This window comes from Leifsonia tongyongensis (assembly GCF_010686705.1).
Classification (GTDB): Bacteria; Actinomycetota; Actinomycetes; order Actinomycetales; family Microbacteriaceae; genus Diaminobutyricibacter; species Diaminobutyricibacter tongyongensis.
The window spans coordinates 115,498-129,055 of record NZ_JAAGWY010000004.1 but is presented as its reverse complement, the minus strand read 5'-3'; the positions used below and the strand labels follow the sequence as shown (position 1 = coordinate 129,055).

Annotated in this window: 11 protein-coding genes; 2 read left to right on the top strand and 9 right to left on the bottom strand. The window is 67.1% G+C overall.

All coding sequences use genetic code 11. The features are described from left to right. Positions 1–2 precede the first annotated feature (2 nt). Both G3T36_RS16175 and G3T36_RS16170 read left to right on the top strand, forming a co-directional pair. A complete protein-coding gene (locus tag G3T36_RS16175) occupies positions 3–1,400 on the top strand; it encodes an aspartate aminotransferase family protein (protein WP_163290861.1) in 1,398 nt (465 codons plus the stop codon). A gap of 83 nt (positions 1,401–1,483) precedes the next feature. Then, positions 1,484–2,881 (top strand): NAD(P)/FAD-dependent oxidoreductase, encoded by a 1,398-nt coding sequence (locus tag G3T36_RS16170; RefSeq protein WP_163290860.1) that lies wholly within the window; start codon positions 1,484–1,486, stop codon positions 2,879–2,881. Between the two features lie 15 nt (positions 2,882–2,896). Here G3T36_RS16170 and G3T36_RS16165 read toward each other — a convergent pair whose 3' ends face one another. From G3T36_RS16165 to G3T36_RS16125, 9 genes are all read right to left on the bottom strand, one after another. Further along, complete coding sequence (locus G3T36_RS16165; RefSeq protein WP_163290859.1) at positions 2,897–4,873, bottom strand: ABC transporter ATP-binding protein; 1,977 nt, start codon at positions 4,871–4,873, stop codon at positions 2,897–2,899. After that, positions 4,870–6,603 carry an ABC transporter ATP-binding protein gene (locus G3T36_RS16160; RefSeq protein WP_163290858.1) on the bottom strand — a complete coding sequence of 578 codons (1,734 nt, stop codon included), beginning with the start codon at positions 6,601–6,603 and terminating at the stop codon, positions 4,870–4,872. The genes G3T36_RS16165 and G3T36_RS16160 overlap by 4 nt, the downstream gene beginning before the upstream one ends. Next, a complete protein-coding gene (locus G3T36_RS16155; protein WP_240148601.1) occupies positions 6,594–7,232 on the bottom strand; it encodes a TetR/AcrR family transcriptional regulator in 639 nt (212 codons plus the stop codon). Before G3T36_RS16155 ends, G3T36_RS16160 begins: the two co-directional genes overlap by 10 nt. Before the next feature lie 103 nt (positions 7,233–7,335). Beyond that, the gene (locus G3T36_RS16150) at positions 7,336–8,298 is read right to left on the bottom strand and encodes an aldo/keto reductase (RefSeq protein WP_163290857.1); all 963 of its coding nucleotides are present in this window, start codon (positions 8,296–8,298) and stop codon (positions 7,336–7,338) included. A gap of 48 nt (positions 8,299–8,346) precedes the next feature. After that, positions 8,347–9,126, bottom strand: coding sequence for an ABC transporter ATP-binding protein (locus G3T36_RS16145; RefSeq protein ID WP_163290856.1), 780 nt, complete (start codon positions 9,124–9,126; stop codon positions 8,347–8,349). Continuing rightward, the gene (locus G3T36_RS16140; protein WP_163290855.1) at positions 9,123–9,989 is read right to left on the bottom strand and encodes an ABC transporter ATP-binding protein; all 867 of its coding nucleotides are present in this window, start codon (positions 9,987–9,989) and stop codon (positions 9,123–9,125) included. Before G3T36_RS16140 ends, G3T36_RS16145 begins: the two co-directional genes overlap by 4 nt. Continuing rightward, positions 9,986–10,864 carry an ABC transporter permease gene (locus tag G3T36_RS16135; RefSeq protein WP_338031610.1) on the bottom strand — a complete coding sequence of 293 codons (879 nt, stop codon included), beginning with the start codon at positions 10,862–10,864 and terminating at the stop codon, positions 9,986–9,988. Before G3T36_RS16135 ends, G3T36_RS16140 begins: the two co-directional genes overlap by 4 nt. Further along, positions 10,861–11,961, bottom strand: coding sequence for an ABC transporter permease (locus G3T36_RS16130; protein WP_240148600.1), 1,101 nt, complete (start codon positions 11,959–11,961; stop codon positions 10,861–10,863). Before G3T36_RS16130 ends, G3T36_RS16135 begins: the two co-directional genes overlap by 4 nt. Further along, a complete protein-coding gene (locus tag G3T36_RS16125) occupies positions 11,939–13,519 on the bottom strand; it encodes an ABC transporter substrate-binding protein (protein ID WP_163290854.1) in 1,581 nt (526 codons plus the stop codon). The genes G3T36_RS16130 and G3T36_RS16125 overlap by 23 nt, the downstream gene beginning before the upstream one ends. Positions 13,520–13,558 lie beyond the last annotated feature (39 nt).

Below are 13,558 nucleotides of genomic sequence, written 5' to 3'. Positions count from 1 at the left end.
TTATGAGCACAACCACCGAAGCACCGACCACCTCGACCGAGGCCGAACTGCAGGCCAAGGCGAAGGACCACCTCTGGATGCACTTCGCGCGCCAGTCCGTCATGGAAGACGGGCACGGTGTGCCGATCATCACGCGCGGCGAGGGCCACCACATCTGGGACTCGCAGGGGCGCAAGTACATCGACGGCCTGTCCGGCCTGTTCGTCGTCAATGCCGGCCACGGCCGCAAGCGCCTTGCCGAGGTCGCCGCTCGCCAGGCCGAGCAGCTCGCGTTCTTCCCGATCTGGTCGTACGCGCATCCGAACGCCATCGAACTCGCGGACCGGCTCGCGAGCTACGCGCCCGGCGACCTCAACCGCGTGTTCTTCTCGACCGGCGGCGGAGAAGCGGTCGAGACCGCGTTCAAGCTCGCCAAGTACTACTGGAAGCTGCAGGGCAAGCCGACCAAGCACAAGGTGATCTCGCGCGCCGTCGCCTACCACGGCACGCCGCAGGGCGCCCTCGCCATCACCGGCATCCCGGCGATGAAGGAGATGTTCGAGCCGCTGACGCCTGGCGGATTCCGCGTTCCGAACACGAACTTCTACCGCGCGCCGGAGCACGGCGACGACCTCGAGGCCTTCGGTGTCTGGGCGGCCGACCGCATCGAGGAGATGATCCAGTTCGAAGGCCCCGACACCGTCGCGGCCGTGTTCCTCGAGCCGGTGCAGAACTCGGGCGGCTGCTTCCCGCCGCCTCCCGGCTACTTCAAGCGCGTGCGCGAGATCTGCGACAAGTACGACGTGCTCCTGGTCAGCGACGAGGTCATCTGCGCCTTCGGCCGCATCGGCCACATGTTCGCCTGCGACGAGTACGGTTATGTGCCCGACATGATCACCTGCGCCAAGGCGATGACGAGCGGGTACTCCCCGATCGGCGCCACGATCGTGAGCGACCGCATCTACGAGCCCTTCAAGCACGGCAACACGTCGTTCTACCACGGCTACACCTTCGGCGGTCACCCGGTGTCGGCCGCCGTCGCGATGGAGAACCTCGACATCTTCGAAGAGGAGAAGCTCAACGAGCGCGTGCGCGAGAACTCGCCGCTCTTCCGAGCGGAGCTCGAGACGCTCCTCGACCTGCCCATCGTCGGCGACGTCCGCGGCGACGGCTACTTCTTCGGCATCGAGCTGGTGAAGGACAAGGCGACCAAGGAGACCTTCGACGACGACGAGTCAGAGCGCCTGCTCCGAGGGTTCCTCTCCAAGGCGCTGTTCGACGCAGGCCTCTACTGCCGCGCCGACGACCGTGGCGACCCCGTCGTGCAGCTGGCTCCTCCGCTCACGATCGGACCGGCGGAGTTCAAGGAGATCGGCCAGATCCTCCGTGGAGTCCTCTCCGAGGCGTGGACGCGACTCTGACCAACCACCACCACAGGAAAAGTGGGTCCAAGGCGCCGCTTTGAGCCCACTTCTCCTGTGTTCGGCTTCCTGGAGGACGTGAGATGAGCGACGGTTACCGGCGCGTCAGTTTCTGGATGGATGCGCTCGTCGCGTCGGGCGCAGATGACCTGCAGCCCCGCCCGTCGCTCGCTGAGGACGTCACCGTCGACGTGTGCATCGTCGGCGGCGGTCTCACCGGACTCTGGACCGCCTACTACCTGCAACAGGCCGATCCGACGCTGTCGATCGCGATCCTGGAGAAGGACATCGCCGGGTTCGGCGCGTCCGGGCGGAACGGCGGCTGGAGCTCCGCGTTGTTCCCGCTGTCGGCATCCGCCCTCGAATCGCGCTACGGCTTCGACGCCGCGGTGGCGCTGCGCCGGGCCATGGTCGACACCGTCGACGAGGTAGGCCGGGCCGCCGAGGCAGAGGGCATCGACTGCGACTTCGTACGCGGCGGCACCGTCGCGTTCGTGCGTTCCGCGGTCCAGCTCGAAAGCGCAAGGGCCGACGTCGCCGAGGCCGCACGCTTCGGTGTCGACCAGGTGTCGCTGCTCGGCACGGAGACCGTGCGGGAGCGGTTCGGGGTGCCGAGCGCGATCGCCGCGACCTTCACGCCCGAGTGCGCCCGCATCCAGCCGGCGAAGCTGGTGCGCGGTCTCGCCCGCGCGGTCGAACTACGCGGCGCGACCATCTACGAGCGCACCGAGGTGCGCGCCTGGGCGGACGGCCGAGTGGATGCGGTGGTCGCCGGCACGCCGCGAACCGTCCGCGCCGCGACCGTCGTCAATGCGACGGAAGGCTACGGCTCGGCGCTTCCCCAGGTCGGACGACGAATCCTCCCCCTCTACTCGCTGATGATCGCGACGGAGCCCCTGTCCGATGAGGTCTGGGACCGCATCGGAATCGAGCACGGCCAGACGTTCACCGACTTCCGTCACCTGCTGATCTACGGCCAGCGGACCGCGGACAACCGGTTCGCCTTCGGTGGCCGCGGCGCCCGTTATCACCTCGGGAGCGCCATCAGGCCCGCTTATGATCGCGTCGGCCGGGTAACCCACCACCTGCGCAAGGCGCTCGTCGACCTGTTCCCCGCCGCTGCGGACGCCCGCATCACCCACGAGTGGGGCGGCCCGCTCGGCGTACCGCGGGACTGGCACGCGTCGGTCGGCTACGACGCGGGACGCCGGGAGGCGTGGGCGGGCGGCTACGTCGGCGACGGCGTGAGCACCACCAACCTCGCCGGACGGACCCTGGCCGACCTGATCACGGGCGCGTCGACGGAACTGACGTCACTGGCGTGGGTGAACCACCGATCGCGCCGCTGGGAGCCGGAACCGCTCCGGTTCGCCGGCGCCAACGCCGGCCTCGTCGGGATGCAGTTCGCCGACACGGAGGAGCGGCTCACCCGCCGCCCCTCCGTCGCCGCGCGACTCATCCGGCCGCTGACCGGCCACTGACCGGCCACTGACCGATCAGACGTCCTCCGAGATCGCCGCAGCGAACTGCGAGTTGTACAGGTTGTAGTACGCGCCGCCGGCCGCCAGCAGTTCGGAGTGCGTGCCCTGCTCGACGATGCGGCCCGACTCCATGACGAGGATCAGGTCGGCGTCACGGATGGTCGACAGCCGGTGCGCGATCACGAAGCTCGTGCGGTCGGCGCGCAGTGCGCTCATCGCCTTCTGCACCAGCAGCTCTGTGCGGGTGTCGACCGAGCTCGTCGCCTCGTCGAGGATGAGGACACTCGGCTGCGCGAGAAACGCCCGGGCGATCGTGAGCAGCTGCTTCTCGCCGGCGCTGACGTTCGAGCCCTCGTCGTCGAGCACTGTGTCGTAGCCGTCCGGCAGCGAGTGAACGAAGCGGTCGACGTAGGTCGCCCTGGCAGCGTCGAGGATGTCTTCCTCGGTCGCATCCGGTCGCCCGTAGGCGATGTTCTCGCGGATGGTGCCACCGAACAGCCAGGTGTCCTGCAGCACCATCCCCATCCGGCTCCGAAGATCGTCGCGTCTCATCGACGCGATGTCGACACCGTCGAGCGTGATGCGGCCGGAGTCGATCTCGTAGAACCGCATCATCAGGTTGACGAGCGTGGTCTTTCCTGCCCCCGTCGGGCCGACGATCGCGACCGTCTGGCCGGGCTGGGCGACCAGGGACAGGTTCTCGATCAGCGGCGTCTCCTCGGTGTATCGGAACGAGACGTCCTGGAACTCGAGGCGCCCCCTGGTGCCCACCGGGCTCTTCGGGGCGGCCGGATCGGCGGACTGCTCCTCGGCGTCCAGCAGCTCGAAGACGCGCTCAGACGACGCGACGCCGGACTGAAGGAGGTTCGCCATCGAGCCCAGCTGGGTGAGCGGCTGGGTGAACTGCCGGGAGTACTGGATGAACGCGGTGACGTCGCCGATCTGCAGCGCACCGGATGCGACCTGGAGTCCGCCCGCGACCGCAATGACCACGTACATCAGGTTCCCGACGAACATCATGGCCGGCATGATGATGCCCGAGATGAACTGCGCTCCGAAGCTCGCCTTGTACATCTCTTCGTTCTTCAGCCGGAACTGCTCCTCCACCTCGCGGTGACGCCCGAACACCTTGACGAGGGCGTGGCCGGTGAAGGCCTCCTCGATCTGGCCGTTCAGTTCGCCCGTGTGCTTCCACTGGGCTACGAACAGCTTCTGCGAGCGCCGGGCGATCAGCATCGTCACGATGAGCGTGAGCGGAATGGTGATGAGCGCGATCAGCGCGAGGAGCGGCGACACGATGAACATCATCACGACGACGCCGATCACGGTGAGCAGGGAGGTGAGCAACTGGCTCAGGGTCTGCTGCAGCGTCTGCGAGATATTGTCGATGTCGTTCGTGACCCGGCTCAGCAGCTCGCCGCGGTTCATCCCGTCGAAGTATTTCAGCGGAAGCCGGTTGATCTTCGCCTCGACCTCTTCACGCAGGCGGTACACGGTGCGCTGCGTGATCCCGTTCAGCACATACGCCTGCAGGTAGGCGAAAACGGACGAGAAGACGTACAGGGCGAGAACACCCATCAACACCATACTGAGCGCATGGAAGTCGATCCCGGCGCCGGGCGTGAGGGTCATGCCGCTCAGCAGGTCGGCCTGTTGTCCGTGGCCCGACGCGCGGAGCCCGGCGATGACCTGTTCCTGCGTCAGCCCCTTGGGCATCGTCGACGAGATCGCCCCGGCTACGACGATGTTGATGGCATTGCCGAGGATCTTCGGCCCGAGGACCGCGAACGCCACGCTGACGACACCGAGGATCGTCACGAAGAAGATTCCCCAGCGTTCCGGCGACAGGCGACCGGCGAGGCGCTTGGCACTCGGCCCGAAGTTCATCGCCTTCTCGACCGGGCCCTGCATGCCGCCGAAGGGCCCACCGCCACCGGGCCCGCGCCGCACCGGCGGAGGCGGGGTCGGGGTCTTCTCTTCTGTCGTGCTCATGCTGCTTCCTCCGCGGTGAGCTGGGACGAGACGATCTCCGCATAGGTCTCGGAGGTCTCGAGGAGTTCTTCGTGCGTGCCCCGGCCGACGATGCGGCCGTCCTCGAGCACGAGGATCTGGTCGGCGTCGATGATCGTCGACACCCGCTGTGCGACGATGATGAACGTGGCGTCGGCGATCTCGCGCTTCAGCGCCTGCCGCAGCCGCGCATCCGTGGCGACGTCGAGCGCCGAGAACGAGTCGTCGAAGACGTAGATCTCCGGTCGCTTGACGAGAGCGCGGGCGATGGCGAGCCTCTGCCGCTGGCCGCCCGAAACGTTGGTGCCGCCCTGTGCGATCGGTGCCTCGAGCTGCTCCGGCATCGCTTCGACGAAGTCACGCGCCTGCGCCACGCTGAGTGCAGCCCACAATTCGTCGTCGGTCGCGTCCGGTTTGCCGTAGCGGAGGTTGCTCGCCACGGTGCCCGAGAAGAGGTACGGCTTCTGCGGCACCAATCCGATGCGCGACCAGAGCAGGTCGGGTTCGAGCTCGGCGACGTCGACTCCGTCGACCAGGACGAGGCCGCTGGTCGCATCGAACAACCGCGGAATCAGGTTGACGAGCGAGGTCTTGCCCGCGCCGGTGCTGCCGATGATCGCCGTCGTGCGGCCCGAGCGGGCCAGGAAGCTCACGTCGCTGAGGACCGGCTGCTCCGCACCGGGGTAGGCGAAGCTCGCATCCACCAGTTCCACGGTCCCGTGCGTCTCGAGCACGCTCACGGGCGTCGCGGCCGATTTCACGGTCGACTCCGTGTTGAGCACCTCGGAGATGCGGTCCGCGCACACGGATGCGCGCGGAATCAGCACGGCCATGAACGTCGCCATCATGACCGCCATCAGGATCTGCATCAGGTACTGCAGGAAGGCGGTCAGGGTCCCGATCTGCATCGAGCCGTCCTGGATGCGGAACGCACCGAACCAGATCACAGCGACACTCGAGACGTTCAGCACCAGCATCACGATCGGGAACATCAGTGCGAACAGGCGGCCGGCGCGCAGCGCGGTCTCGGTGACCTCCTCGTTGGCCTGCTTGAACCGCCGGACCTCGACGTCTTCGCGCACGAACGCACGGACGACGCGGATGCCGGAGAGCTGCTCGCGCAGCACCTTGTTGACCTTGTCGATCCGGGCCTGCATGAGCCGGAACTGCGGAACCATCCGCACGATGATCAGGCTGACCGCGATCAGGAGGACCGGCACGCTGACTACGATCAGCCAGGACAGCTGGATGTCCTGCCGGAGTGCCAGGATGATGCCGCCGACGGCCAGGATCGGCGCCGAGATCAGCAGCGTGCAGGTCATCAGCACGAGCATCTGCACCTGCTGCACGTCGTTGGTGTTCCGCGTGATGAGCGACGGCGCTCCGAAGGCCGAGACTTCCCGTTCGGAGAACTCGCCGACCTTGACGAAGATCGCGCCGCGCAGGTCACGGCCCACCCGCATCGCGACTTTCGCCCCGAAGTAGACGGCGGTGATCGAGCACGCGACCTGCAGGACCGTGACCCCGAGCATCCCGGCACCCACCCAGAGGATGTAGTTCGTGTCGCCCTTGACGACCCCGTTGTCGATGATGTCGGCGTTGAGAGTCGGCAACCAGAGCGAGAGCAGGGACTGCGCGAGCTGGAAGAAGACGACTCCGACGAGGAGTCGCCAATGCGGGCGCAGGAAGCGCCCGAGGAGTTTCAGGAGCATGTTCGGTCCTCGCTCGTAGCGGTTGCAGTGGTGGACAGGGCAGGAGGGAGCGTCTCATGTGGATCGACCGGTTTCCCGGCGATCCCGTAGAGGACGACGCGCGCGAGTTCGTCGACACTGAATTCCATGCCTTCGTTGAGCGCGGGAAATGAGGAGGCGACGCTGATCATCCGCACGATGTGCGCGACACGCTCGGGCGGCCAGTTCAGCATCGCCGCCTCGGGTGCGAGGACCTCGGCGATGATCGCCGGGAACTCGTGGCGCGCGTGCGGCACGGGCGGCCGTTCGCCCCCGATGGCGGCAATCATGCGGAACATGCTCGAGAAGCGTTCGCGCATGAGGTAGATGATCGCTCGCACCTTGTTCTCGAGCGGAAGCGCGGGGTCGATCGACCGCAGCGCCTGCCGGAGCGGCTCCGGGTCGAGATACTTCTCGATGGCGGCCGTGACCAGGGTGTCCTTGTCGCCGAACGCCCGGAAGATCGTGCCTTCGGCGACGCAGGCGGCTTCGGCGATCTGCTTCGAGGTGACGCTGCGGCCGTGCTCGATGAGCAGCGGGATGACGGCATCGATGATCATCGACTGCCGCTCCTCGACCGACAACGGCTGCGCTCGCCGGTTCTGCACCATGGTGTCCAGACTAGCTGAGTGAGTACTCACTCAGGTGCCGCAAGGCGTTCGCTCACGGCGAAAACGGCGGCGCGTCGCCGTGAACCCTCACGTGGCCCGAAGGCTACGAGAACAGGTCCGAGATGGCCGCCACCTCGTCGGCGGTCGGCTTCCACGACGAAGCGGCTTCCGCGTTCTGGATGATCTGCTCGGGCCTCGTGGCGCCTGCGATCACGCTCGTCAGCCCGGGCTGTGCGAGAAGCCACGCGAACGTCGCCTCGAGCATGGTGACCCCGCGCTCGTCGCAGAACGCCTGGTACTGCTCGATGACATCCCACGGAGCGTTGTCGGCGAGATGCCGGCGGATCCTCATGATGCGGCTGTCCGCCGGCCCGCCCTGACGAGAGAACTTGCCCGTGAACAGGCCGTTGTAGAGCGGGAAATATGGGAGGAACCCGAGCCCGTACCGGTTGACGGCGGGCAGCACCTCCTTCTCAGCGCCGCGTACCAGAAGGCTGTACTCGTTCTGGGCCGAGATGAACTTCGGGTGTCCGGCGAGCTGGGCGGTGAACTCGGCCTCGGCGATCTGCCAGCCGGTGAGATTCGAATGGCCGATGTAGCGGATCTTTCCTTCGGTGATGAGATCGTCCAGGGTCGCCAGGGTCTCCTCGATCGGCGTCACCGGGTCCGGCGTGTGCAACTGGTAGAGGTCGATCCAGTCGGTTCGCAGGCGGCGCAGGGACGCCTCCACCGCCAGGCGGATGTATCGGCGCGATCCGCGAACACCCCAGTCGGGACCGTTCGCACCACCCATGTCCATTCCGAACTTGGTCGCAAGCACGATGCCATCGCGCTTGCCCGCGAGTGCGTTGCCCATCAGGGTCTCGGAGAGGCCGCGCTCAGCGCCGTAGATGTCCGCCGTGTCGAAGAGCGTCACCCCGGTGTCGATGGCGGCCCCGATCACGGCGTCCGTACCGGCCTGGCTCTCCGATGCCGTCCCCTGCCTGCCGAAGTTGTTGCAGCCGAGTCCGATGGTGGAGACGACGAGTCCGGATGTGCCGAGGGTGCGGTATTCGATCTGAGCCATGATCCTAGGCTAGCCGCCCGCCGAGACGGGCCCGTGCCCGTGCCGCCGTCAGCCGACGGGTAGGTTCCCCAGGCCGTCGGGAACCGGGATCGAGGCGAGCAGCCTGGCCGTGTAGTCGTTCTTCGGCGCGTTCCAGACCTGGTCGATCGGCCCGCTCTCCACCACCCGGCCCGCCTGCATGACCGCGACCCGATCTGCGATGACCCGCACGACGGAGAGGTCGTGGCTGATGAACAGGAGGGAGGCGCCGTTCTTCAGGGCGACGTCGCGCATGAGCTGAGCGACCTTCGCCTGGAGCGAGGCGTCGAGGGATGCGATGGGCTCGTCGCCGATCAGGACGTCCGGTCGGGCTGCGATCGCGCGTGCGATCGCGATGCGCTGACGTTGGCCGCCGGAGAACTCATGGGGGTAGCGGTCGGCCGCGTCACGGTCGAGCCCGACGTCGGCGAGCAGCTCGGGCACCGTGGAGCGATCCGGGCCGGCGACCGCGAAAGCGTCCGCTATCTGGGCGCCGACCTTGCGGCGCGGGTTGAGCGAGGCGTAGGGGTTCTGGAACACCATCTGAATCCGCCGCAGGCGGACCGGTCGCGACCGCAGTCGCAGCCTCGGCACCGGTTCGTCGTCGAAGGTGATGGATCCCCCGGAGAGGGGTTCCAGTCCGCAGATGGCGCGTGCGAGCGTGGACTTTCCGCAACCGGATTCGCCCACGAGCCCGACGACCTCGCCGGTGCCGAGCGAAAGCGAGACATCGTCTACGGCCGTGAGCTTTCCGCGCCCGGGGCGGCGATACTGCACGCTGACACCGTCGACCACCAGTTCGCCCGTCATCGGCCGCTCTCCTCGTCGTTCTCGATCCCGGTCTCCACGGCCACCTCGTGCACGACCTGCGGGGGCGGAGGCACGGCCGGCAGCGACTCGATGAGCGAGCGCGTGTATTCGGTGCGCGGTTCGCGGATGACCTGGTAGCGCGATCCGTGTTCGACGATCGAGCCGTTGTGCATGACCGCCACCGTGTCGGCCACCGCCGACATGACGCCGAGGTCGTGCGTGACGAGGAGGATCGCCAGGTCCATCGTGTCGCAGAGTTCGCGCAGCAGTCGCAGGATGCCCGCCTGGACCGTCACGTCGAGCGCCGTCGTCGGCTCATCCGCGATCAGTACGGACGGTTCGCACGCGATGGCGATCGCGATCGCGATGCGCTGGAGCTGGCCGCCCGAGAACTGGTGCGGGTATTTGGACAGCGCATTCTCCGGCTCCGGGACGCGCACCCGCTCGAGCAGTTCGACCGCGAGTTCGCGCGCCTGCCGGCGTCCGAGGCCCAGGTGGTAGCGCACGTGATCGGTGAGCTGGCCGCCGATCGAGATCATGGGGTGCAGGCTCGCAGTCGGGTCCTGGAAGATCATCGCCAGCTCACGCCCGCGCAGCCGGTTGAGCTGGGCCTGCGAGAGCTCGAGGAGGTTGTCGACCGACCGGCGCGCACCGTCGAGCCTGATGCGACCGGACACGCGGGAACCAGCAGGCTGAAGCCCGCAGACGGTCAGTCCGGTCACGGTCTTCCCCGAACCGGATTCGCCGGCGAGGCCGGTGATCTGGCCCGCGGGCACCTCGAGATCGATCCCGCGCAGGATCCGTTTCGGCGACTTCGGGTCGCCGAGCTCCAGAGTGAGGTCCGAGATCGTGATTCCGGTCATACCGAGACCCCCTGGACCTTGCCGGCAGTGCGCGGGTCGAGCGCATCGCGCATCGCGTCACCCAGGAAGTTGAAGGCCATGACGACGGTGAAGATCGCAAGACCGGGGAACGCCGAGAGCCACCAGGCACTGAAGTTCTGGACGCCGTCGGCGACCATCGAACCCCATTCCGGTGTCGGCGGCGTCGCGCCGAGACCGAGGAACGACAGCCCCGAGAGGAGCAGGATCGCGTTGCCGAAGTCCAGGGTGGCGAGTACCAGCACCGGAGCTGCGACGTTCGGCAGCACATCGCGGCCGAGCGAGCGGTAGGCGCTCGCCCCGAGCAGCCGGCCGGCGATGACGTACTCGCGTGCCCGCTCTCCCAGCACCATGGATCGCATGACGCGGGCATAGCTCGGCCAGGACACCACCAGCAGCGCGATCACCGCATTGGTGAGGCTCGGGCCGAGCGAGGCCGCCACGATCATGGCGAGGATGATCGTCGGGAACGCGAAGACCAGGTCGGAGATGCGCATGATCACTTCGTCGACTCCGCGGCCGAAGTAGCCGGCGACCGCTCCCAGGATGGAGCCGATGATCATCGAGGACACCACGAGGATGAGCGCGAGCGGAAGCGATACCCGTGCGCCGTACAGGGTACGCGAGAGAACGTCGCGCCCGACAGCGTCCGTTCCGAACCAGTGCGCCGAACTCGGCGGCGAGAGACGCGTGAAGCTCTGGGCGAGCGGGTCGTACGGCGCGATGAGCGGCGCGAAGATCGCGATGAACAGCCAGATGGCGATCACCGCCACTCCGATGACGGCCATCGGCCGGCGCCAGACGGCGGGCAGGATGGGTCGCTTGCGCTTGACGGCGATGTCGAGGGTTGCGGTCACTGGACCCTCACTCTCGGGTCGACCAGACCGTAGATCACGTCGATCACGAAGTTGGTGATGATGTAGACGAGCCCGACGATCAGGCCGACGCCCATGACGGCCGGCAGGTCGAGGGTCGTCGCGGCTTTGTACGCGTACTGGCCGATGCCTCCCCAGGAGAACACCTGCTCGGTGAGCACCGTCCCGGAGAGCAGCGACCCGAAGGCGAGTCCCACGATCGTGAGGATCGGAAGGAGCGCGCCGCGCAGCGTGTAACCGAAGACGACGCGCCGGGAGCTCAGCCCCTTGGCGCGGGCAGCGGTCACGTAGTCGAGACCGAGGATGTCGAGCACGGCAGACCGGGCGAAGCGGATCAGCAGGCCGACGGTGTACAGCGTGAGGACGAGGCCCGGGAGCGCAAGGTGCGACAGCGCATCCCAGAAGGTGTCCCACTGACCGGCCAGGAGCGCGTCGACCGTGTACATGCCGGTGACCGTGGGTGGGGCCTGTGCAGCCGGATCGAGCCGACCACTGCCCGGCGCCCAGTGCAGCTGGTAGAAGAAGATGTAGAACACCGCGAGCGCCAGCCAGAACGTCGGGATCGAGATCCCGCCGAGGCTGAAGATCCGGATGAGCTGGTCCGAGAAGCGGTTGTGTCGCAGCGCTGCGAACAATCCGAGCCCGATCCCGATGATGATCGAGAAGACGATCACGAAGATCGCCAGCTCAGCCGTCGCTGGGAAGGCGACCGCGAGGTCCTGCGACACCGGGTTGTGCGTCTGCGTGGAGACCCCGAGGTTTCCCTGGAGCAGGTGGGCGAGGTACACGAAATACTGCACGACCACCGGTTTGTCGAGGCCCTGCGCTTTGCGGAACTCCGCGACCACGGCGGGGTCGCTCGCCGCCCGCTCTCCCAGTGCCGCCTGGGCCGGGTCGGCCGGTACGAGGTTCGTGAGCGTGAAGGTGACGAGTGTGACGCCGAAGATCAGCAGCACACTCACACCGAGGCGGAGCGCGATGTAGCGGACGAGAGGGGGAAGGCGCCTGCGCTCGTCGGTGACGAGCCGGTCGGGCGCAGGCGCCTCCAGGGTCGAGCTACTTGATCTCTGCGAGGTCAACGGTCCACACGGGATTGAGTTCGAGCTGCGTCACCGAGGTTGCGGTGACCACGTACTGGCCGGGCTGCACGACGGGCAGGAACGGCCCCGTGGCGTTGGCCTGCGTCTGCCAGGCCTGGTAGGCCTTGGTGCGGTCGGCCGACCCGACCGCCGACGCAGCGGCGTCGGCCAGAGTGCTGACCGCGGGGTCTGCCCCCTTCGCCCAGCCGGCGCGCAGGCCGAGGGACTCACCCGGGTTGAACACGAGGTAGTCCGACGGGTCCGGGAAGTCCGGGCCCCAGTACATGATCCCCGACTGCAGTTTCCCGGCCCGGTAGGCGTCGAGGAAGGTCGAGATCGGAGACGGAGCGAGCGTGATGGTGATGCCGATGTCTTTCAGCTGTGCCTGGATGGCCTCGGCGAGGGTCTGCATCTGCAGCCCGTTGACCGTGATGTCGTTCGGGTACGAGAACTTCACGGGTTGGCCGGCGTATCCGGATGCCGCGAGCGCGGTCTTCGCCGCGGCTGCATCGAACGTGTTCGACGGATCTGAGGTCAGCGCACCGAGGAACATCGACGGGACCATGCCGCCGGGCTGGGTCGAGCCCGTTCCGGCGATGGACAGGATCTTCGAGTAGTCGATGCCGTGGCGGACCGCCGTCAGGAACTGCGCCTTGTTGGTGACGCCTGCCCCGACCGTCGGGTTCTGGTTGTACCAGGTGTAGATCACGTACGGCGAGACGCCCTTGATCACCTTGGTCGAACCTCCGTCGAGGCCCTGGACCTGGTCAGCGTTGAGGTCGAGTGCGACCTGGCTCGAGCCGGCCTGCACGTTGATCTTCTGCGTGGGTCCCGCGACATTCTCGAGAACGACGCGGCTGTAGGCGGGTGCGGCGCCGACGTAGTGCGGGTTCAGCTTGAAGACGACCTTGGTGCTGACGTTGTACGACTCGAGCTCGTACGGCCCGGAGCCCGCGGAGGTCTTGTTGAGGAACGCCTCCGCCTTGTCGGTGTTGTCCGGCGCTCCGCCGTTCTTCGTGACGAGCTTCGAGTTCAGGATTCCGAGCGACGGGTTCGGGAGGATGAACGGAAGCGCGGGGTTCGGGGTCGCGGTGGTGAGGGTGACGGTCTTGTCGTCGACCTTGTTCACGGTGACCCCGTCGAGGAGGAACGACGGGTTGCCCTTGATTCCCTGGACTCGCTTGAGAGAGAACACGACGTCGTCGGCGGTGACCGTCGTTCCGTCCGAGAACGTGTGCTTGCCGTCGAGCGTGAGCGTGAGCGTCTTGTTGTCGGACGACTCCTTGTACGTGGCGAGCTGCGGCACCGGCTTGGTGACATCGGAGCCTTTGAAGGTGAGAAGGGTCTCGTAGAGCGCGCGATCGACGATGCTGCCCGTGAGCTCGAAGGCACGACCGGGGTCGGCGGTCTTCAGGTCGAACGACTGATCGACCACGAGGGTCTTTCCGCTGGAGCTCTTGGCTCCCCCGCTCGGTGAGCATCCGGTGATGACGAGTGCGGTTGCGATGCCGACCGCGACGATGCCCGCGATCGTGCGCCCGGTGTGAGACCTGGTCATGAATTCCCCTTCTTTGCGCTGTTCGCCCAGCGTAGGGCG